This window comes from Gammaproteobacteria bacterium (genome assembly GCA_035501935.1).
Lineage (GTDB): Bacteria > Pseudomonadota > Gammaproteobacteria > JAJPIJ01 > JAJPIJ01 > JAJPIJ01.
In genome coordinates this window covers 113,541-132,419 of the sequence record DATJVC010000030.1, presented here as the reverse complement: position 1 = coordinate 132,419, position 18,879 = coordinate 113,541, and the positions used below count along the sequence as shown (strand labels likewise).

21 protein-coding genes are annotated in these 18,879 nt (G+C 62.2%); 2 read left to right on the top strand and 19 right to left on the bottom strand.

The genetic code is table 11. The features are described 5' to 3' along the window. The 11 genes from VMH34_08410 to bioB all read right to left on the bottom strand — a co-directional run. The coding region (locus tag VMH34_08410) for a DUF4340 domain-containing protein (GenBank protein ID HTT08797.1) at positions 1 to 556 on the bottom strand (556 nt) is incomplete at its 3' end. A gap of 6 nt (positions 557 to 562) precedes the next feature. Further along, the gene (locus VMH34_08405; GenBank protein HTT08796.1) at positions 563 to 1,924 is read right to left on the bottom strand and encodes a GldG family protein; all 1,362 of its coding nucleotides are present in this window, start codon (positions 1,922 to 1,924) and stop codon (positions 563 to 565) included. 5 nt (positions 1,925 to 1,929) lie between these two features. After that, complete coding sequence (locus VMH34_08400) at positions 1,930 to 2,688, bottom strand: ABC transporter permease (GenBank protein ID HTT08795.1); 759 nt, start codon at positions 2,686 to 2,688, stop codon at positions 1,930 to 1,932. After that, entirely contained in the window at positions 2,685 to 3,617 is a 933-nt protein-coding gene (locus VMH34_08395) for an ATP-binding cassette domain-containing protein (protein ID HTT08794.1), read from the bottom strand. Before VMH34_08395 ends, VMH34_08400 begins: the two co-directional genes overlap by 4 nt. A 245-nt stretch (positions 3,618 to 3,862) precedes the next feature. Then, positions 3,863 to 4,018 carry a 50S ribosomal protein L33 gene (rpmG, locus tag VMH34_08390; GenBank protein ID HTT08793.1) on the bottom strand — a complete coding sequence of 52 codons (156 nt, stop codon included), beginning with the start codon at positions 4,016 to 4,018 and terminating at the stop codon, positions 3,863 to 3,865. Positions 4,019 to 4,033: 15 nt separating this feature from the next. Next, positions 4,034 to 4,270, bottom strand: coding sequence for a 50S ribosomal protein L28 (gene rpmB, locus VMH34_08385; protein ID HTT08792.1), 237 nt, complete (start codon positions 4,268 to 4,270; stop codon positions 4,034 to 4,036). 123 nt (positions 4,271 to 4,393) lie between these two features. Continuing rightward, positions 4,394 to 5,056 (bottom strand): dethiobiotin synthase, encoded by a 663-nt coding sequence (gene bioD, locus VMH34_08380; protein ID HTT08791.1) that lies wholly within the window; start codon positions 5,054 to 5,056, stop codon positions 4,394 to 4,396. After that, positions 5,053 to 5,937, bottom strand: coding sequence for a malonyl-ACP O-methyltransferase BioC (gene bioC, locus VMH34_08375; protein HTT08790.1), 885 nt, complete (start codon positions 5,935 to 5,937; stop codon positions 5,053 to 5,055). Before bioC ends, bioD begins: the two co-directional genes overlap by 4 nt. After that, complete coding sequence (locus VMH34_08370) at positions 5,924 to 6,685, bottom strand: alpha/beta fold hydrolase (GenBank protein HTT08789.1); 762 nt, start codon at positions 6,683 to 6,685, stop codon at positions 5,924 to 5,926. Before VMH34_08370 ends, bioC begins: the two co-directional genes overlap by 14 nt. Beyond that, positions 6,682 to 7,869: an 8-amino-7-oxononanoate synthase gene (bioF, locus tag VMH34_08365; GenBank protein HTT08788.1), complete on the bottom strand. Its 1,188-nt coding sequence runs from the start codon at positions 7,867 to 7,869 to the stop codon at positions 6,682 to 6,684. The genes VMH34_08370 and bioF overlap by 4 nt, the downstream gene beginning before the upstream one ends. Further along, positions 7,866 to 8,864, bottom strand: a complete 999-nt coding sequence (gene bioB, locus VMH34_08360) for a biotin synthase BioB (GenBank protein ID HTT08787.1) — start codon at positions 8,862 to 8,864, stop codon at positions 7,866 to 7,868. Before bioB ends, bioF begins: the two co-directional genes overlap by 4 nt. A 248-nt stretch (positions 8,865 to 9,112) precedes the next feature. Here bioB and VMH34_08355 point away from each other — a divergent pair, with 248 nt between their 5' ends. Next, positions 9,113 to 9,634 carry a ComF family protein gene (locus VMH34_08355; GenBank protein ID HTT08786.1) on the top strand — a complete coding sequence of 174 codons (522 nt, stop codon included), beginning with the start codon at positions 9,113 to 9,115 and terminating at the stop codon, positions 9,632 to 9,634. Between the two features lie 6 nt (positions 9,635 to 9,640). Here the strand turns inward: VMH34_08355 and xth are convergent, their stop codons facing one another. From xth to VMH34_08340, 3 genes are read right to left on the bottom strand one after another with little or no spacing between them, the layout of a single operon-like run. Further along, positions 9,641 to 10,408, bottom strand: coding sequence for an exodeoxyribonuclease III (gene xth / locus VMH34_08350; protein HTT08785.1), 768 nt, complete (start codon positions 10,406 to 10,408; stop codon positions 9,641 to 9,643). Positions 10,409 to 10,428: 20 nt separating this feature from the next. Beyond that, a complete protein-coding gene (locus VMH34_08345; protein HTT08784.1) occupies positions 10,429 to 11,253 on the bottom strand; it encodes a TIGR04211 family SH3 domain-containing protein in 825 nt (274 codons plus the stop codon). Between the two features lie 20 nt (positions 11,254 to 11,273). Beyond that, the gene (locus VMH34_08340) at positions 11,274 to 13,325 is read right to left on the bottom strand and encodes a M3 family metallopeptidase (protein HTT08783.1); all 2,052 of its coding nucleotides are present in this window, start codon (positions 13,323 to 13,325) and stop codon (positions 11,274 to 11,276) included. Positions 13,326 to 13,464: 139 nt separating this feature from the next. On the opposite strand from VMH34_08340, the gene bfr reads away from it, so the two are divergent. After that, positions 13,465 to 13,929, top strand: a complete 465-nt coding sequence (gene bfr / locus VMH34_08335) for a bacterioferritin (protein ID HTT08782.1) — start codon at positions 13,465 to 13,467, stop codon at positions 13,927 to 13,929. Positions 13,930 to 14,276: 347 nt separating this feature from the next. On the opposite strand, the gene moeB is transcribed toward bfr, so the two are convergent. The 5 genes from moeB to hemA form a co-directional block, all read right to left on the bottom strand. Then, a complete protein-coding gene (gene moeB / locus VMH34_08330; GenBank protein HTT08781.1) occupies positions 14,277 to 15,014 on the bottom strand; it encodes a molybdopterin-synthase adenylyltransferase MoeB in 738 nt (245 codons plus the stop codon). Positions 15,015 to 15,033: 19 nt separating this feature from the next. Further along, positions 15,034 to 15,381 carry a hypothetical protein gene (locus VMH34_08325; protein HTT08780.1) on the bottom strand — a complete coding sequence of 116 codons (348 nt, stop codon included), beginning with the start codon at positions 15,379 to 15,381 and terminating at the stop codon, positions 15,034 to 15,036. Between the two features lie 64 nt (positions 15,382 to 15,445). Next, a complete protein-coding gene (gene prmC, locus VMH34_08320) occupies positions 15,446 to 16,321 on the bottom strand; it encodes a peptide chain release factor N(5)-glutamine methyltransferase (protein ID HTT08779.1) in 876 nt (291 codons plus the stop codon). Between the two features lie 4 nt (positions 16,322 to 16,325). Continuing rightward, on the bottom strand, positions 16,326 to 17,408 hold the full coding sequence (gene prfA / locus VMH34_08315; GenBank protein ID HTT08778.1) for a peptide chain release factor 1: 1,083 nt from the start codon (positions 17,406 to 17,408) through the stop codon (positions 16,326 to 16,328). 16 nt (positions 17,409 to 17,424) lie between these two features. Beyond that, positions 17,425 to 18,705 (bottom strand): glutamyl-tRNA reductase, encoded by a 1,281-nt coding sequence (hemA, locus tag VMH34_08310; protein ID HTT08777.1) that lies wholly within the window; start codon positions 18,703 to 18,705, stop codon positions 17,425 to 17,427. Positions 18,706 to 18,879 lie beyond the last annotated feature (174 nt).

Genomic DNA, 18,879 nt, shown 5'->3' with positions numbered 1-18,879 from the left:
GCTGCTCGACGCTCAGTCCCGGCACACTGATGCTTTCGATTTTCGCGCCGGCATCGATCAATTGAGGATTCACATAGGTGCCCGCCTCGGCGATCAAATATTGATACGCCGTGTCGAACAGCATATAGATGGCGTTGCCATGACGGACATAGCGCTGCATGGTCATCGGATTGCTGTCGCCGAATTCGAAGACCTCGTTGTTCAGCGTCAGCACCGCGCGTGGCTTGTCGAGCGCGTACTTCGGCAGGTCCTCTTTCACCACCGGGAAGCTCGAGCCGCTCTTGGCCTCCAGAAAATCGAGCAGAAAGCCAATCCGCACTTCATCCGCTGTGGTGGCGTAGGGTGCTTCCATCAGCCACCGCGCGCCCTTTCTGATGAGTTTGATGTCGGGTTGATCGGGTCTCTTAATCGAAATGTGCGTCACCTGCGCCGCCGTCAGCGTGGTGAGCTTGACCGGAACGGCCGGCTTTTCCTTGCCGGGCTCGAAATAGACCACCGCAGCCAGCACCCCCACCACCGCCAACAGCAGCAGATTGAGTGTGAGGCCCGGCTTCATCGAGCCTTAACGCCGCCGCCGCCGGAACCAGATGACGGCGCCGCTGGCGAACAGCGCCAACGGCAGCACCACCAGGAAGCCAAAGCCGATCAGGATCGTGGCCGTGCGAGGTAGTTCCAAAGTCTGATCCGGCGCGGTGCGGGCGGGAATGGTGATGAGCGTGTCATCGTGGGAAAGCCAGGTGAAGAGTCTCAAACCCAGGTCGAGATTGCCGCTGTTGCCGAGATAGCTGTTGGCGAGAAAATCGCCGTCGCCGGTGACGATCACGCGCTGTTCTTTCCCGGTTTTGTCATCCTTGTGTGTCAACGCCACGCCGATATCCAGCGGCCCGGCGATATCCTTGTCCTTGTCGAAGGTGATTTCGCCTTCCATCGGTCCGGTCTCGCTCCAGGCCGCCTTTGAGGTGGTCAGGAGCGGCGCGCTTTCCCAGCCCGCGGGCGCCTTTACTTCCAGGCCGGCGGCAAAGGGGAATACCGTGAGCAGATTGAAGCCCTCGGTGGCCGGGTGGGAGGGGTAATACGCGACCAAGGCCATCGCGGGATGTTCGATGCCGAGGCGTTGCGTGGTGGGATCGACGATGGTGCCCGGCTTCAAAGTAACCCCCAGTTGTTGCAGCAATGGCTCCAGCCCATGCTGCGGGCCGGGATCGGTCATGAGCAGGAGCGCGCCGCCCTTGTTGACGTAATCCTGAACGGCCTTGATTTCCGCGGGCAGCGGATCGACCTGTGGCGTGGTCACCACCAGCACCGAGGTGTTGTCGGGAATGGCGCCGCTCTGGGCCAGTTCCAGCGTCTGCACCTTGAAGCCGCGATTGCCGAGCTGCGCGCCGAACAAGCCGAGGTCCTGATTGGCCTGGCCCTGCGGGTCGCGCTCGCCGTGGCCCTTCAGGAACACGATCCAGCGCTCGGCGTTGCGCGCCAGATTCTGCAGGGTGTTGGTGAGATTCTGTTCGGTGAGGTTGTCGACATGCAGATCGCGGTTGTTGAACCGCACCACCAGTTCGCCGTTGAGCCGCACACCCAGCTCGCGGACGCGATCCGGCGATTTGTCCGGGTCGACGAACTCCAATGTGATGTCGGATTTGGCGCTCTGGTAGCGCTTTACGAACCGCGTGATCCACTCGCGCAGGGATTTGTCCTCGGGCGTGCTTTCGCGCGCGAAGGCGGTGATGCTGACCGGGCCGTGCAATTTTCCGAGCACCTCCCGGCTGGTCGCCGACAGCGTGCCCCGCCGGGCCGCGGTCCAGTCGAAGGATTCCTCATAGCGCGTGCTCAAGTAGGCCAGCAGGCCCGTGATGGCGACGATCAGCACGGCGCTCAAGTAGCCTTGCAGGCGCAGCCAGCGGCGCAGGGTGGGGTTGATGCGCATGGGGTTCAGATCTGCAACCGATCGGCGTCCACGCGCCAGACGGCGAGCGCGAGAAACATCACGGTGAAGAGGACGAAATAGCCGGCGTCAGCGGAGGAAAACACGCCGGACAGGAGCGGTTGGTAGTGGTGATCGAGGGACAGATAGCCGAACAGGGCGCTGGTCTTGTCCGACGATCCGGTGGTCGAGGCCCAGTCGATGATCCACAGCAGCAACAGCGCGCCGAAGGTGCCGATGCCGGCCACCATGGGCTGGGCGGTCAGCGCGGAGATGAAGATGCCCAGCGCCGAAAACGCGGCCAGCAGCATCAACAACGCCAGCACGCAGGCGCCCAGCTGACCAAAGTCGAGCGAGGTGCCTGCGCTCAAAGACAACGGCATCAAGGTCAGCATGGCGATCATGAGCAGGAAGAAACTCATCAAGCCGGCGAATTTGCCCAGCACGATCTCCGTGGCGTTGATGGGGGCGGAGAGCAGCAGGGTCAGGGTATCGTTGCGCCGCTCCTCGGCGATCAGCCGCATGGTGAGCAGCGGGGCGAGCAGGAGCAGCACCACGCCGGCGCTGGAGTACAGCGGCGCGGCCACGAGTTCGGTCACGCCCGGCGCCGACTCCAGGCCGGCAAGACGGGCCTGGTTGCGGGCGTAAACCTCCAGTTGGGTGAGAAACATGTAGGCGAATAGGAATTGCGTCACCGCCAGGACGGCCCAGGCCAGCGGTGACAGGAACAGGCTCTTCAGTTCGCGGGCCGCGATCACGCGGATCATGACGACGCGTCTCCCGCCGGCTGTTCACCGTGCGTCAATTGCACGAAGATTTCCTCCAGCGTACGCGAATGCCGGGTCAACTCGATCAGCCCCCAGTTTTCCTCCAGAGACAAACGCAGCAGCCCGGTGACGGCATCCTCGGAGCCTTCGAAACGAAAATGCGAGGCGTCCACTGCAGTTACGTTTTGTATTTTTGGAACGGTTTTCAGCTTTTCGATCGATGGCGGCCGGGCGAATCCCACCCGCCAGCCGGTATCACCCGCCAGCTGGTCGATGGTGGAATTGAGCACGATGCGGCCCTCGTGAATGATGAGCACGCGGTCGCACACTGTTTGCACCTCGGGCAGGATGTGTGTGGACAGGATGACGCCGTGATCGGCGCGCAGTTCGCGTATGAGCGCGCGGATCTCGCGGATCTGGATCGGATCGAGACCCACAGTGGGCTCATCGAGGATCACCACCGCCGGGGAATGGATGATGGCCTGGGCGATCCCGGCCCGTTGCTGATAGCCCTTGGACAGGTTGCCGAGCAGCCGGTGGCCGACATCATTCAGGCCGCAGCGCGACTTGACGCGGACCACGGCCTCACGCGCCGCACTGTCCTTCATGCGCCGCAGCCGCGCGCAGTGGTGGAGGTATTCGTCGACGGTCAGTTCGCGGTACAGCGGCGGATGTTCCGGCAGGTAGCCGATCCGGCTTTTGGCCGCGCGCGGGGATTCGAGCAGATCGTGGCCCACGATGCGGATGCTGCCGGTGGTGGGGGCCAGCGCGCCGCTCAGGATGCGCATGGTGGTGGATTTGCCGGCGCCATTGGGCCCCAGGAAACCCAGCACCTCGCCGCGTTTCAGTGTCAGGTTGACCTGGTCGATGGCGCGCAGGGCGCCGTAATCCCGGCACAGATTTTCCGCGGCAATCAAGATGTCGTCCATAAAGGCGCGCGTATTATTTCACAAGCCGTTGGAGAGAAGGAAGAAAAAATAGTTTCCCGCGGTACAGGGAAGTGCCGCCATTTTCAGCGGCTACGCCACTGAAAATGAAGGGAAATGAAAACCACGTTTTTCATTTCCCGTCATCTGAGAAGTCCAGGAGGGACTTATTCAGAATCTTGGGTAAGAATAAAAAAGCCCGCAGGCGCGGGCTGTTCAGACAATGTCCCTGCCGGGTGTCGTCGGCGTTATTTGATTTTACCTTCCTTGTAGGCGACCCGCTTGCGGACGACGGGATCGTATTTCACCATCTCGAGCTTGTCCGGGTCGTTGCGTTTGTTCTTCATCGTGGTGTAGTAGTGACCGGTGTCGGCGGAGGAAACGAGTTTGACCTTTTCGCGCATGGGGATCTCCTTCGCTCAGACCTTTTCACCGCGGGCGCGCAGGTCCTTGAGCACGTTCTCGATGCCGACCTTGTCGATGATGCGCAGGCCGTGTGAACTCACGCGCAGGCTGACCCAGCGGTTTTCACCCTCCACCCAGAAACGATGGGTGTGCAGATTGGGCAGGAAGCGGCGCCGGGTCTTGTTGTTGGCGTGCGAAACGGTGTTGCCGGACATCGGCCGTTTGCCGGTTACTTGGCAGACGCGGGACATGATGTGGATTCCTAAGGTTTGTAACGGTATCAGCTATTCAAGGGTGCGCGATTGTACACGACGCCATGGTAATCGCCAACCCTCGGGCTGGCCTGGGAATGAAGACGATTTCATTGCAGCCGTTCAAGGGGTTAGGGCATCCAGAGACAGAACGCAGGACTGCTGCCAGCCGCAACGTGAGAGCAGGGGTACGGAGAGTCTGCCCGCGAGGTATTCAACGGTTTCCTCGACGGTGGAGTAAGTGGGGTCGATCTGATTGGCGGCCCAGCCTGCGAGTTTGAGGCCATCGCGCGCGATGGCCTCGGCGGTGAGCAGCGCGTGGCTGATGCAGCCCAGCCGCAGGCCCACGACCAGCACGACGGGAAGTTCAAGTGCGCGCGCTATTGCCGCCATGTCCTCCCGTTCATTCAATGGCACGCGCCAGCCGCCGGCACCTTCCACGATCACCCAGTCCGCCGTATTGGCCAGTTGCCGGTGAGCGGCAATGATGCGATCCATTTCGATGCGTACGCCCGCTTGAGCAGCGGCGATATGCGGCGCGATCGGCGGCGCAAAGACATAAGGATTAATCAATGAATACGCCGGCTGGCTGTGTGAATGCTGCAGCAACAGCATGGCGTCGGAGTTGCGCAGACCCCCCACGGTTTGCCCGCCGCCCGTGGCCACCGGTTTCATGCCCACCGCCCGACGGTCCATCGCCGACAACCGTTGCAGCAGGGCGACAGCCACGCGGGTCTTGCCTACGCCGGTATCCGTGCCGGTGATGAACAAGCCGCGGGCACTCATGTGACGCGGCGGTGCAGCTGCGATAGCGGGAAGGTGGCCACCGTGCTGCCGTCCTGTGGCCGCGTGCCGCCGGATGGCGCCCAACCATGGCCGTAGATGACCTCCTGCGTGGCGGGGAGACGGCCGTCGGAGCGGCGGTAGCGCTCGTAGGCCGAGATCATCTGCTGTAGGCACCGCCGTGATGACAATCCATGCGCGCGGCCGACGGCGACATTGTGGGCGCCGAGGGCCTTGAGTTCCCGCATCAGCGCCGGAACATCGGCGTAGGTCAACGTCACCTCTTCCATGTCCAGCACCGGGCCGGAAAAACCGGCGCGGATCATGGCATCGCCGACATCGTGCATGTCCACAAAGGCATTGACGTGAATGCCATCGTTCACCTGCGCCCAGCTGGCGCGCAACTCCTTGAGCGTGTCCGGGCCCAGCGTGGTGAACATCAGCAGGCCCTCAATCCTGAGTACGCGGTTAAACTCGCGGAACACGGCCTCCAGATCATTGCACCACTGCAAGGTCAGATTGCTGAAGATCAAGTCCACGCTGCGATCGGCGATCGGCAGTTTCTCCGCGTCGGCGCAGATATGGCTTAAGCGGCCATGATTCTCGAAATGCCGGCGGCCCGCGCACAACATCTCCACGGCCAGATCCAGCGCATAAATTTCGGCCTGTGGGTAACGCCGTGACAGCAGGCTGACGCCGTTGCCGCAGCCCGCGCCCACCTCCAGGATCCGTGGCGGTGCCAGCCGCACCAGTTCCAGCCGCTCGTCCAGCCGCGCGGCGATTTCGTCCTGAAACGCCGCGTTGGCGGAATAAGCCGCCGCCGCCCGGTTGAAGGCGTGCGCGACCTGTCGCGGGTCGAGAAAGAACGGATCAAAGTCCGCCACAAAAATCCCTCAGTGCGTTGATGAATTCCACGGGATGGCTGATGAACGCCGCATGTCCGGCACCCGCAATCCGGAGGATCTTGAAGCGTGGATTAAGCGCGGGCAGTGCGTCCGCCACAGCGATGGGCACCAGCGGGTCCCATTCACCCAGGATGCACAGCACGGGGCAGGTCAGTGCGCGGAAGACATCGCGCAAGTCGGCGCACATGAGCAACGCCAATTCCGCCGCCAGCATCCTACAGTCGGACTCGGAGGCGGATTGCATGGCGTGTGCAAGCGTGCGGGCAATCGCCGCATCGACGCGCCTGCCGTTGTGAGCGCACAAGGCCGCGAAACGACGCAAGGTACCGCCCGCATCGCCGTCCAATGAGCGTTGAAATTCAGCCAGCATCCCGGCGGGCATGGCGCAACGCCAGTCATGGCCGCGCACGAATTTCGGCGTGCAGGCCACCAGCACCAGTGCCGTCACGCGGTGCGGCGCCATGAATGCGGCTTGTGCAGCGATGAGGCCGCCCAGCGACCAGCCGACCCATACAGCGCGTTGCGGGGCAGCGGCCAGCAGTTGTTGCGCCATGTGCTCAAGCGAAAGATCCGCCTTGCTTTTGCCGGCTTTCGCGGCGGGCAAATCAAGGGACTGAGGCACGGCAAATTCACCCAACCGCGGTATCACACCCGCCCACACCTGTGCCGTGCAGGCCCAACCCGGCAGCAGGATCATGTCCGCTCGTTTCTGAATCGCCGCGGTCATGGATGTTCCAGCGATTCCGCGAGCACGCGCAGGAATGCATCGATCTCAGCCGGTGTATGCGCAGCAGTCAGCGATACGCGCAGGCGGGCGGTATCTTCGGGCACCGTCGGGGGGCGGATCGCCGGCACCCAATATCCCCGCTTGAGCAATTCCTCACTCAGTACCGTCACTCGCCTTGCGTTACCGATGATCAGGGGCTGAATCGGCGTGGGTGTGACTGTGAAGGGCAGGCGGTGTTTTGTCACCTGTTCACAAAAATGCCGGATGTTGTCATGCAGGCGCTCGCGATGCCGCGGCTCCTCGCGCACGATGCGCAGGCTCTCGCGCACGCCGCATACCAAGGCCGGCGGCAGCGCGGTCGTATAGGCATACGTGCGGGCGCGCTGGATTAACGTTTCTATCAGCGCCTCGCTGCCCGCGACGAAAGCGCCGAACAGGCCCAGGGCCTTGCCAAAGGTGCCGACGTAGGCCGCCACATCGGAATGATGCAGGTGATGGTGCTCCAGTGAACCCCGGCCGGTGTCGCCCAGGACGCCCAGGCCATGGGCATCGTCGATCACGAGCGGCACTTCCCCATGCCGGCAGACGGTGCTGATGGCGGGCAACGGGGCGATGTCGCCGTCCATGCTGAAGACGCCGTCGGTCGCCACCAGCGCCGCCGGTCGCGGCAGCGCCTGCAAACGCCGATGCAAATCGTCGGGATCGGCGTGGCGGTAGCGGATCAGCCGCGCCCGCGCCAGCACGGCGCCGTCAATCAGCGAGGCATGATTCAAGCGATCCTGCATCACCACGGCGCCACGACCGGCGAGTCCCGCCAGTGCGGTGATGACGCCCAGGTTGGCCATGTAGCCGGTGGAGAACAGCAGGGCGCGCTCGGTACCGCAGAATTCAGCGAGTTCGCGCTCGAGCGCGGCGTGGGCGGCGGTGTGGCCGCTGACCAACTCCGCAGCCCCCGCCCCCGCGCCGTATTCGCGGAGTGCGTCGATCATCACCGCAGCCACGCGCGTATCCGCCGAGAGGCCCAGATAATCGTTGCTGGAAAAATTGGCGAGTTTTTTATCCGCCAGCAGCGGTTCCCGGGCGGTGCCGGTGCGACAACGTCGCTGCCGGTGGAGTCCGGCGTCGCGTTGCGCTGACAGCGCTTGCTGCAACTGCGGCAGCAATCGATCCGCCGGTTTCGTCACAGTGGCGCGGGGCGCAACCCCAGCTTGTCGAACAATTGGCGATCGCGCCCGATCTCCGGATTGGCGGTGGTCAGCAGTTTCTCGCCGTAGAAGATCGAATTGGCTCCAGCCAGAAAACACAGCGCCTGTTCCGCGTCGTTGAGTTGACGCCGGCCCGCGGACAAACGCACGATCGAGGCCGGCATCAGGATGCGCGCCACGGCAACGGCACGGACCAGATCGATCGGATCGATGTCATCCGCCGCCGCCAACGGCGTGCCTTCCACCCTGACCAGCAGGTTGATCGGCACGCTCTCGGGATGTTCCGGCAGGTTTGCCAGTGTCAACAGCATGGCGGCGCGGTCGGCCACGGCCTCACCCATGCCGATGATGCCACCGCAGCACACATGCAGGCCGGCATCGCGCACATGCCGCAGAGTCTGCAGCCGATCATCGTAGTCGCGGGTGGTGACGATCTTCTGATAATAGGCCTCGGAGGTATCCAGATTGTGATTGTAGTAATCGAGACCGGCATCCTTGAGCCGCCGTGCCTGCGCGGCGTTCAACATGCCGAGCGTGAGACAGGTTTCCAGACCCAGCGTTTTGACTGCGCGCACCATTTCGATCACGGCGTCGAGATCGCGATCCTTGGGCGAGCGCCAGGCCGCGCCCATGCAAAAGCGCGTGGCTCCGGCTTCGCGTGCGGCGCTCGCGGCGGCGATCACGTCCGCTGTCTCCGTCAGCGGCTCCGCCTTGACTGCGGTCTGATAACGTGCGCTTTGCGGACAATAGGTGCAATCCTCGGGACAACCGCCGGTCTTGATGTTCATCAACGTGCTGAGTTGCACGCGGTTGGCGTCGAAGTGGCGGCGATGTTCGGTTTGCGCGCGGTAAAGCAGATCATTGAACGGCAGCGCAAACAGCGACCCGACTTCGGCTTGCGTCCAGTCGTGGCGCAGACCAGAATCTCCGTCAGCGACAACCGGCGGGGGCGGCGAAATATGCGGCAGATTCATGCGCGGGGGCGTCCTTGAACAAGGGTGCGGGCATCATCGGCATGGCCGTAAAGGCTGTCAAGTTTTACATACCTTCAAAGTTGACGGTATTCAGCGCCGGGGCGCCCACATGCGATTTGTGCGGCGCGCGGCTCGATAATGCCGCACGACTGTGCCCGGGCTGTGAGGCCGATCTGCCGCGACTGGAGAATGCCTGCACATGTTGTGCGGTTCCTCTGCCGATCGCAACGGAAACCTGCGCGCGGTGCATGCAAAAACCACCGGCATTTGATCGCTGCCGGATACCGTATCTGTATCGATTTCCCATCGATGGCATGATCCGCCGTTACAAGTTTCATCAGGCGCTGGAACTGGGAAAGGTTCTGGGCGAACGTCTGGTGGAGTTTCTTGGCCGGGATCTCGCGGAACGACCGGGACGAATCGACGCACTGTTGCCCGTTCCCCTCCATATTACGCGGCTACGCGAGCGCGGCTATAACCAGGCGGCGGAGCTTGCCGGGATGATTTCCAATGTGTTGGGACCGCCGTTGCGGCACGACCTATGTGTCAGGATCAGGCCGACCGAACCCCAGGCGCAGCTTCCAGCCGCCATGCGTGCGAAGAATATGCGCGGTGCGTTCGCCGTCGCTGGCCCCGTAACCGGCCTGCGGCTGGCACTGGTGGATGATGTCGTGACCTCCGGCCAGACCGCGAACGCGCTGGCGAAGACGTTGCGCCGCGCCGGCGCGGCGCACATCGAAGTCTGGGCGCTGGCCCGCGCAGGAACCTGAAATTTTTCAGGCAGGCGTGAACTCAGCAAGAACGGGCGTGTGGTCGGAAGGTCGCTCCCAGGTGCGCGGTGTCCTGTCGATGAAACATCGTCCGCAGGCGGCGGCCGCCGCCGGGTTGCCGAGGATGAGATCGATGCGCAGGCCGTGATTGCGGCGGAAGGCGCCCCGCCGGTAATCCCACCATGAAAAACTTTGTTCCGGCTGCTCAAAAAGGCGGAAACAATCCTTGAAACCCAGTGCCACGATTTCACGGAACGCGGCACGTTCCGGTTCGCTGGTGAGTACGCTGCCTTCCCAGGCCTTGGGATCGTGCACGTCGCGATCTTCCGGCGCGATGTTGAAATCCCCGCAGACAAGGGTGGGCAGATCCGTGGGCAGAAAGCCGGAAAGATAGCCGCGCAATGCCGCCAGCCAGTTTAATTTGTAAGTATATTTCTCGGAGCCGATGGCGGCCCCATTGGGGACGTAGACATTGACGATCTGGAATTCCGGCCAGCGCGCATGCAGCAGGCGGCGTTGCGGGTCATCGAAACCGGGAATCTCGGCGTTGATGAACGTCCCCGGCGTGTGACTGGCAATGGCGACGCCGTTGTAGGTTTTCTGGCCGCTGTACAGCACGTGGTAACCGTGATCACGGAAAAAGTCCGCCGGAAAATCCCGGTCCTGAAGCTTGGTTTCCTGGAGACTGATGACTTGCGGGCGGACGTTCTCGATCCAGGTCTTCAAGTGCGGCAGGCGCACCTTGAGTGAGTTCACGTTCCATGTGGCGAACACAGTCACTGCCCAACTGATGACTACAGGCGGAAGCCGCCGTGGCGTTTACGATGCAGGTAATCGATAAAGTAGGCACCGCCGCCAAAGCTGCCGAGCAGCAATACGATCAAGATTATTCCCCAGACCCGGGGTGAGCCACCTATGGCGAGCAGCGGCTCCATTCCGCGGCTGATGAAGGAGGAAGCGCCACCTGCCGCATTGCCCGCGGAGTTTTCCTTTGCCCCCGCGGCCTGCGTCCTCGCGGACTTCAATGCATCCTTCAACTCCTCATTTTCAAGTTGCAGCCGGTCCAATACGGCTTTGTCATCGGCGTTGCCGGCGGGCGGCGGCTGTTGTGATTTTAGTTTGTTGATCTGTACCAGCAAGTCCGCAGTCTTGCCGCGCTCGGCGTTGACGGCCTTCTGCAGATCATCGTTGTCCTTGCGCAGTTTGTCGATCTGCTGGTCGCTCGCGGGTTTGTTGGCGCCGCCCGGCGCGGCGGGTGCCGCCTTGAGTTTGGCATCCAAATCGGCGGCCTTGGCTTCGGCCGTCTTCAAGTTTTCCTCCAGATCCTTGTTTTTGGATTCAAGCATCTGCACCACGGCGGCGGCGGGCTGGTCGGACGTGATATAGCTGCTGTCCACCCACCCCGTGATCCCCTCCGGTCCCTTGACCTGGGCGAAATCGCCCTCGCGTTTGAGCACCTCGAATGTCGTGCCGCTCGGGAACACCTTGAGTATGGGGGAATCCACCGTCTTGTCGGCATGCACGCCGACCAGCAGCTTGTCGGTGACGTAAACGGTTTCCGCCGCCCCCGTCGCTGTCACCGCGAGGCCCAGCATCATGACCATGCAAGCACGCTTCATAGTTGTTACCGCCCCTTCCTTCAAGCCGCCATCCCGTATTCCAGCAACAGCGCGTCGATGCGTGGCTCGCGACCCCGGAATGCGACGAACAATTCCATGGCGTCGCGCGCGCCACCCTGCTCAAGGATCGCGTTTAAAAATTGCCGTCCCGTGACCGGGTTGAACAGCCCCTCCTCCCGGAATCGGGCATAGGCATCGGCGGATAATACCTCCGCCCACTTGTAACTATAATACCCCGCCGCATAACCGCCCGCGAAGATGTGCGAAAAACCGTGGGGGAACCTGTTGAATGCAGGCGCATCGATGACCGCCACCTGGCGGCGGACCTCCTCCAGGATGGCCAGCGTGGTGCGGCCCTGCGCCGGCTCGTATTCGGTGTGCAGCCTGAAATCAAACAGGGCGAATTCCAGCTGCCGCACCATCTGCAGGCCGGCGTGAAAATTTCTCGATGCACGCAGGCGCTGGTACAGCGTGTCATCCAGCGGTTTGCCGGTCTGGTGATGCCGGCCTATCCAGTCCAGCACCTCCCGCTCCCAGCACCAGTTTTCCATGAACTGGCTGGGCAGTTCGACCGCATCCCAAGCCACGCCGTTGATGCCGGCGACGCTCGGCCGATCGACGGCGGTCAGCAAATGATGCAGGCCGTGGCCGAATTCATGGAACAGGGTCAACACCTCATCGTGCGTAAGCAGCGAAGGCCTGCCTTCCACGGGCGGGGAAAAGTTGCAATTGAGATAGGCCACCGGCAGTTGCAGCGAGCCGTCCTCACGCCGGCGCCGAGACACGCATTCGTCCATCCAGGCCCCGCCGCGCTTGAGCGGGCGCGCGTACAGGTCGACGTAAAACATGCCGCGCACGGCGCCATCAGCTTCATGCAGGGTGAAAAACCGCACGTCCGGGTGCCAGGTCTCCGCGCTGGCCGCCTTGACGTGCAGGCCGTAAAGCCGTTCCACGAGCTTGAACATGCCCTGCAACACCACCGGCACGGGGAAATACGGCCGCAATTCCTCCTGGGAGAGATTGAAGCGCTGCTCGCGCAATCGCTCGGCATAGTAAGGCACGTCCCACGCCGCCAGCGACGATGGTCCGCCGTGTCCGGCGGCGAAGGCGCGCAACTCCTCCAGTTCACGTTCGGCATAAGGTTTGGAACGGCGCGCGAGGTCCAGAAGGAACTCCAAGACCTGTGACGTCGAGTGCGCCATCTTGGTGGCTAGTGAATATTCCGCGAAATTTTTAAAGCCGAGCAGGCGGGCCATTTCACCGCGCAGGCGCAGGATGTCATCCATGATTGCACTGTTGTCCCATCGGCCATCGTGGAGCCCCAGCTCGGAGGCGCGGGTGACGTAGGCCTCGTAGATTTCCCGCCGCAGCAGGCGATCATGGGCATAGGCCATCACCGGCCGGTAGCAGGGCAGATCCAGGGTCAGCACCCAGCCGGTTTTGCCCTCGCGCGCGGCGGTCTGGGCCGCCAGCGCCAGGGCCGTCTCCGGCAGACCGTCCAATTGGGATTCATCCGTGACGTGTCTTTTCCATGCCTGAGTGGCGTCGAGCAGGTTTTCTTCGAACCTGGTTTGCAGTTGCGAAAGTCGCTGCTTCATTTCCTTGAAGCGGACGCGATCCGGCGGACTCAGATCGATTCCCGACAGACGGAAATCACGCAGGGCGTTGTCGATAATCTTGCGTTCCGCCGGGCCCAATTTCATAGAGGCGGGGCTGCCGGCAATCTCGCGATAAGTACGGTGCAAGAGTTCGTTCTGATAACGTTCGGTGGCGTAATTGGTGATCTTGGGCAGGCAGGCGTTGTAGGCGGCGCGTACGGCCTCCGTGTCCGCCACGTTGTGCAGATGGCCCACTGGCGACCAGGCGCGATTGAGCCGATCCTCCATGTCCTCCAGTGGTCGCAATGTGTTTTCCCAGCTCGGCGGCTGGTTCGTATCGAGCAGGCGTGCCGTCGCCTTCTTGAGTCCCCCGAGCAGGGCATCGATGGCGGGTTCCATATGCTCGGGTTTGATCGCGTGAAACGCCGGCAGTGGCCCGGGCGCCAGCAAAGGGTTGTTCTCAGGGGCGGTCATGGATTTGTAGGTATGCGCGAATCAGTAATATGAGATTGTTTCTCAAGTTGAGTTGAATTCGCAAATCGGGATTCCCGTGGAACTCGGACTATAATGTTTCCAGCAGTCTTAACAGTCCAAATACGAAGGATGAGCCGCGATGAAAGGCGACAAGAAAATCATTGGGCATTTGAACGGTGCGCTCAAGAATGAACTGACGGCGATCAACCAGTATTTTCTTCACGCGCGGATGTTCAAGAACTTCGGCCTGAAGAAACTGGACGAGTATGAATACAATGAATCCGTCGATGAAATGAAGCACGCCGACAAACTCATCGAGCGCATCCTGTTTCTGGAAGGGCTGCCGAATTTGCAGGATTTGGGACGGCTGCGCATCGGCGAAAACGTGCGCGAAATGCTGGAGGCTGATCTGGCGCTCGAGATGGAGGCACTGCCGATGCTGCGGGAGGCAATCGCCGCCTGTGAGACCTTGAGTGACTTCATCTCGCGGGAATTGTTTGAGGAGATTCTCGAGAGCGAGGAAGCGCATATTGATTGGCTGGAGATCCAGCTCGATCTTATCCAGAAAATCGGATTGCAGAATTACATGCAGTCCATGATGTAGTTCGGTGCCAAGGCTTTAAATTCACAATGATTTTATCAGTCTTGGACCGGGAACGTCATCTAATTGCAAATAAATCTCATTTGTACTACGATTAAAAACATGTATGTTTGCATTTGCAATGCAGTTACTGAAAAGCACATCCAGCAAGCGGTGGCGGCCGGTCATGTGCGCACGCCGGACGATTTGGAAAAGCATCTGAACATATCGAGTTGTTGCGGAAGTTGCGATGAAACCGCGCGCGAATGTCTGGAAAGACAATTGCGCGGTTATCTTGATAGCCCTCAAAAAGCAGCCTGAGCCAGCCATAAAGTCCACAGTAGTTTCGACTTTCTCCGCGAAATGCCCGGTCAGGCGCACACCGGACAATGCGGATCGCGGCGCACAATGACGCTGTTCCACTCCATGCGCAGTCCGTCCAGCAACAGCAACCTGCCGATGAGTCCGGAGTCGATGCCGACGATCAGCTTCAACGCCTCGGTGGCTTGCAGCGAGCCGATGATGCCGAGCAGCGGCGCGACCACGCCGGTCTGCGAGCAGCTTTCCGCAACCGCCGTATCGTCATTGTAGAGGCAGCGATAGCAGGGGCCGCCGGCGGCCGGATGGAACACGGCCACCTGTCCCTCAAAGCGGATCGCGGCGCCGTATACCAGCGGTTTGCGGGCCCGCACGCAGGCGGCGTTGGCGGCGAAGCGACTGGCGAAGTTGTCGGTGCAATCCACGGTGACATCCGCCTGGTCGACTTCATTGAATAGCTCTTGCCCGTCAAGCCTGCGCGCCAGCGTGAGGATCCGCACCTCCGGATTCAGGGCCAGCAGCCGATCACGCGCCGATTCCACCTTGGGGCGTTTGAGATCGGGCATGGCGTGCACGATCTGGCGTTGCAGGTTGGAAAGCTCCACGGTGTCATGATCGACCAGCACCAAGGTCCCGACGCCCGCAGCAGCCAGATACATGGCCACCGGCGATCCCAGGCCGCCCAGACCGATGATCAGCACGCGCGCGTCCAGCAGCTTTTCCTGACCGGCGATATCGATGTTGGGCAGCAGCAAGTGCCGGCTGTAACGCAGTAATTGCAGGTCGTTCATGGCGGGATACTGCGGCCGATCAGGGCTTATCCGGCGCCGGCGCCCTGTCCAGATACTTGCGCCATTGCTGCGGGCGCTCGTCGCGGAACCCGTGCCGCCGCCGGCGATAGCGGCTGACGTAAATGCGCTGAACATCCGCATCCCAACCGGCCGGCATGGCATCGACCTCGCGCTGGGTTGTTTCCATGTAGGACCAGAGTCCTTCACGCAGACGATCCCAAAACGTCGCGGCGAGAGACACGCCGAGCGTAGCAAGCTCTCTTTTGATCTGCACGAAATCCAGCTGCCGGAGATCGTAGCGGATTGCCAGATGACGGACATCCAGCCAGCGCACGAAACTTACACCGGCAAGCAACCGCAAACGCACAGTCACTTCTGATGGTGGCGCGGAACAGACCGCCACGCTCAATCTGCGCGTTTTATGCCAATCATCAAGAGTCATGCGAGGTGCGTCCCACGGTCACACGTTCGTGTCCGGCCAGATCACGGTGCGTGGCGATTTGATCATACCCCCGGCCCTTGAAAAGTTCGCGCACCGCCGCCCCCTGCGCATGGCCATGCTCCAGCAGCAGCCAGCCACCGGGCAGCAGATGTTCCGGCGCGTACTGGATCAGGTGCCGCAGGGCATCTAATCCATCCGGACCTGAAACCAGCGCCAGCTGCGGCTCGTGACACAGATCGCCTTCACGCAGATGCGGATCATCCGTCGCGACGTATGGTGGGTTGCTGACGATCAACGCATGGCGCTCATCGCGCAGAGGCGCAAACCAGTCACCGTGGAGAAACCGGACGTTGGTCACCGCCAGCCGCTGTGCGTTGTCCCGCGCCACCGCCAAAGCCGCCGCAGAGCAATCGGTGGCGGTGATGGCACAATGGGGGCGCTCATGTCCGAGTGCCAGCGCCATGTTGCCGCTGCCTGTACCGAGATCAGCAAACGGCCATGCGGCTTCCACGGGGACGCGAGCCAGCGCCAGTTCGACCAGAAGTTCGGTCTCCGGACGCGGGATGAGCGTGTCGGCCGTGACATCCAGCGTCAATGACCAGAATTCACGCCGGCCCAAAAGATGGGCCACGGGCACGCCCCGCTGACGCCGCGCGATCAAGTCCTCGAATTTACTCAGGGTGCCTTCATCAAGCCATTGTTCGCCATGTGTGAGCAGGGCCACGCGATCGCAGTCCAACGCGTGAGCCAGCAACAATTCCGCGTCGAGACGCGGCGTGCCGGCAGCGGTCGCAAGTTGCGCGGCTGCCGCCGCCAGTGCGGCATCGATGGTGGAGGACAATGACATGGTGCGGGCTGATGGCATTTGTTTATGCACCCAGCTCGGCCATGAGGTCCGCCTGATGCTCGGTAATCAGCGGCTGGATGACGCCGTCGAGGTCGCCCTCCATGAGGGTGGGGAGCTGGTAGAGCGTCAGGTTGATGCGGTGATCCGTGACCCGCCCCTGCGGGAAGTTGTAGGTGCGGATGCGTTCCGAGCGGTCGCCGCTGCCCACCAGATTGCGGCGGGTCTCGGCCTGTTGCGCCTGCTGCTTTTCGTGCTGCGCCGCCAGCAGCCGGGCCTTGAGCAGGCTCATGGCCTTGGCGCGGTTCTTGTGCTGCGAACGCTCCTCCTGGCATTCGACTATCATGCCCGACGGCAGATGGGTGATGCGGATCGCTGAATCGGTCTTGTTGACGTGCTGGCCGCCGGCGCCGGAGGCCCTGTAGGTGTCGACCTTGAGGTCCGCTGGGTTGATCTCGATGTCGGTGATTTCGTCCATCTCCGGCAGGACGGCGACGGTGCAGGTGGAGGTGTGAATGCGACCCTGCGCCTCGGTCTTGGGCACGCGTTGCACGCGGTGTACGCCGGATTCGAATTTGAGCCGGGAATAGGCGCCCGCACCGATGATGCGTGCGATGATCTCCCTGTAGCCGCCCAGTTCACTCGCGTTGCTGCTGATGATCTCCACCCTCCAGCCGCGCGACTCGGCGTAGCGGCTGTACATACGGAACAGCTCGGCGGCAAACAACGCAGCCTCATCACCGCCCGTGCCGGCACGCACCTCCAGAAAGATGTTGCTGTTGTCCGCCGGATCCTTGGGCAGCAACAACTGCTGCAATTCGTCTTCCAGGCGCAGGTTTTCAGCCTCGGCGCGTTTGAGTTCCTCCTGCGCCAGCTCGCGCATGGAGCGATCGGCGTCGTTGGCCAGCTCGCGGGCATGGGCCAGCGCCTCTTGTGTGTGCCGATATTGATCGAAGCACGCCACCACCGGCGCCAGCCCCGCGAGTTCCTGCGACAACATACGGAAGCGGTTCTGGTCGGCAATGATGCCGGGATCGGCCAGCATAACGTTCAATTCCTGCCGGCGTTCGGCGAGCGTATGCAATTTGCGCAGCAAAGAGTCTTTCATGGGGTGAACGAACAGTTTAGCCCGAATTCCCGCCGTTGCCCGGTTTGGGGGCGAGATCGAACAACTCCGCCGCCGCGCGCAGAAGGTCATCGCGGCCGTCGATGCCGGCGTCCTTGAGCATCACGGTGGGTGCGTGCAGCAACCGGTTGGTGAGCGCGCCGGCGAGTTGTTGCAGCACATCGGCGGCGGGCACGCCCTGTTGCAGTTGCTGCTGCGCCTTGACGAGCAATTCATCCCGCACCGACTCGGCGCGGCCGCGCAACTGTCGCAGCAGTTCGACGGCATCGTGCTGCTGCGTCCACTCGAGGAAGCGGTGCGCCTCCAGATCGATGATCTCCTGGGCCTGGAGGGCGGCGGCCTGGCGGGAGCGCAGATTGTCGGTGATGACGGATTGCAGGTTGTCGATGGTGTATAGATAGACGTCCTCCAGACCACTTACCGCCGGTTCGATGTCGCGCGGCACGGCGAGATCGACCAGGAACATGGGCCGGTGCCGCCGCGCCTGCAGGGCGGCGGCCACCGTGGTGCGGCTCAATACCGGCAGCCGGGCGGCGGTTGAGGAGATGACTATATCGGCCTCGGCCAGATGGCGCGGCAGATCGGCGAGTGGCATGGCGTAGCCGCCGAAGCGGGAGGCCAGCCCTTGCGCACGTTCCAACGTGCGGTTGGCGATGAGCAGGCGGCCAAGGCGCTGGCGGGTCAGATGATGCGCCGTCAACTCAATGGTGTCGCCCGCGCCGATGAGCAGTGCGGTGCAGGCGCGCAGATCACCGTGGATCTGCTGCGCCAGGCGCACGGCGGCGAAGGCCACCGACACGGGGCTGTTGCCGATGGCGGTGTCGGTGCGGACTTTTTTCGCCACGTGAAAGGAGTGTTGGAAGAGCTTGTTGAGTATGCGGCCCACGGTGCCGCTCTCGGCGGCAGCCTGATAGGCGGTCTTCAACTGACCCAGAATCTGCGGCTCCCCCAGCACCATGGAGTCCAGACCGCAGGCCACCCGCAGCAGATGCCGCACCGCCCCAGTTTCGGGATGATGATAAAGAAAAGGCCGCAAATCTTGCGCCACGGCGCCATGGTGCGCCAGCAACCACTCGATGGGCGCGGCATTGTCTGTGCTATCGACCACGCAATAAAGCTCGGTGCGGTTGCAGGTGGACAGAATTGCCGCTTCCAGCACGCCTCCAGTCGCGCGCAGCCCCCGCAATGCCGCCGGCAATTCGGCCTCGCTGAAGGCCATGTGCTCGCGCAGGCTGACCGGAGCACTGTGGTGGTTGATACCAAAGATTGAAAGCGGCATGGCACAAATCGATGAAAATACGCGGACGTGCGGGCATTCTGCGGTAAGGGACGTTGCGTGACAAGCAATGCCGGGAGGACCAAGCTGACCGCCCCCCGCCAACTAGGCTATAGTGATAATCATAGAAACCATCGAGTGGACCGGTCGTCTAATCCGATCTGCTGGACGTTGAAG

Bases quoted from the DNA above. Each gene is read 5' to 3' on its own strand.
- VMH34_08405 (HTT08796.1), bottom strand. From the start codon at position 1,924: ATGCGCATCAACCCCACCCTGCGCCGCTGGCTGCGCCTGCAAGGCTAC.
- VMH34_08400 (HTT08795.1), bottom strand. From the start codon at position 2,688: ATGATCCGCGTGATCGCGGCCCGCGAACTGAAGAGCCTGTTCCTGTCA.
- VMH34_08395 (HTT08794.1), bottom strand. From the start codon at position 3,617: ATGGACGACATCTTGATTGCCGCGGAAAATCTGTGCCGGGATTACGGC.
- rpmG (HTT08793.1), bottom strand. From the start codon at position 4,018: ATGCGCGAAAAGGTCAAACTCGTTTCCTCCGCCGACACCGGTCACTAC.
- rpmB (HTT08792.1), bottom strand. From the start codon at position 4,270: ATGTCCCGCGTCTGCCAAGTAACCGGCAAACGGCCGATGTCCGGCAAC.
- bioD (HTT08791.1), bottom strand. From the start codon at position 5,056: ATGAGTGCCCGCGGCTTGTTCATCACCGGCACGGATACCGGCGTAGGC.
- VMH34_08370 (HTT08789.1), bottom strand. From the start codon at position 6,685: ATGACCGCGGCGATTCAGAAACGAGCGGACATGATCCTGCTGCCGGGT.
- bioB (HTT08787.1), bottom strand. From the start codon at position 8,864: ATGAATCTGCCGCATATTTCGCCGCCCCCGCCGGTTGTCGCTGACGGA.
- VMH34_08355 (HTT08786.1), top strand. From the start codon at position 9,113: ATGCAAAAACCACCGGCATTTGATCGCTGCCGGATACCGTATCTGTAT.
- VMH34_08345 (HTT08784.1), bottom strand. From the start codon at position 11,253: ATGAAGCGTGCTTGCATGGTCATGATGCTGGGCCTCGCGGTGACAGCG.
- VMH34_08340 (HTT08783.1), bottom strand. From the start codon at position 13,325: ATGACCGCCCCTGAGAACAACCCTTTGCTGGCGCCCGGGCCACTGCCG.
- bfr (HTT08782.1), top strand. From the start codon at position 13,465: ATGAAAGGCGACAAGAAAATCATTGGGCATTTGAACGGTGCGCTCAAG.
- moeB (HTT08781.1), bottom strand. From the start codon at position 15,014: ATGAACGACCTGCAATTACTGCGTTACAGCCGGCACTTGCTGCTGCCC.
- prmC (HTT08779.1), bottom strand. From the start codon at position 16,321: ATGCCATCAGCCCGCACCATGTCATTGTCCTCCACCATCGATGCCGCA.
- prfA (HTT08778.1), bottom strand. From the start codon at position 17,408: ATGAAAGACTCTTTGCTGCGCAAATTGCATACGCTCGCCGAACGCCGG.
- hemA (HTT08777.1), bottom strand. From the start codon at position 18,705: ATGCCGCTTTCAATCTTTGGTATCAACCACCACAGTGCTCCGGTCAGC.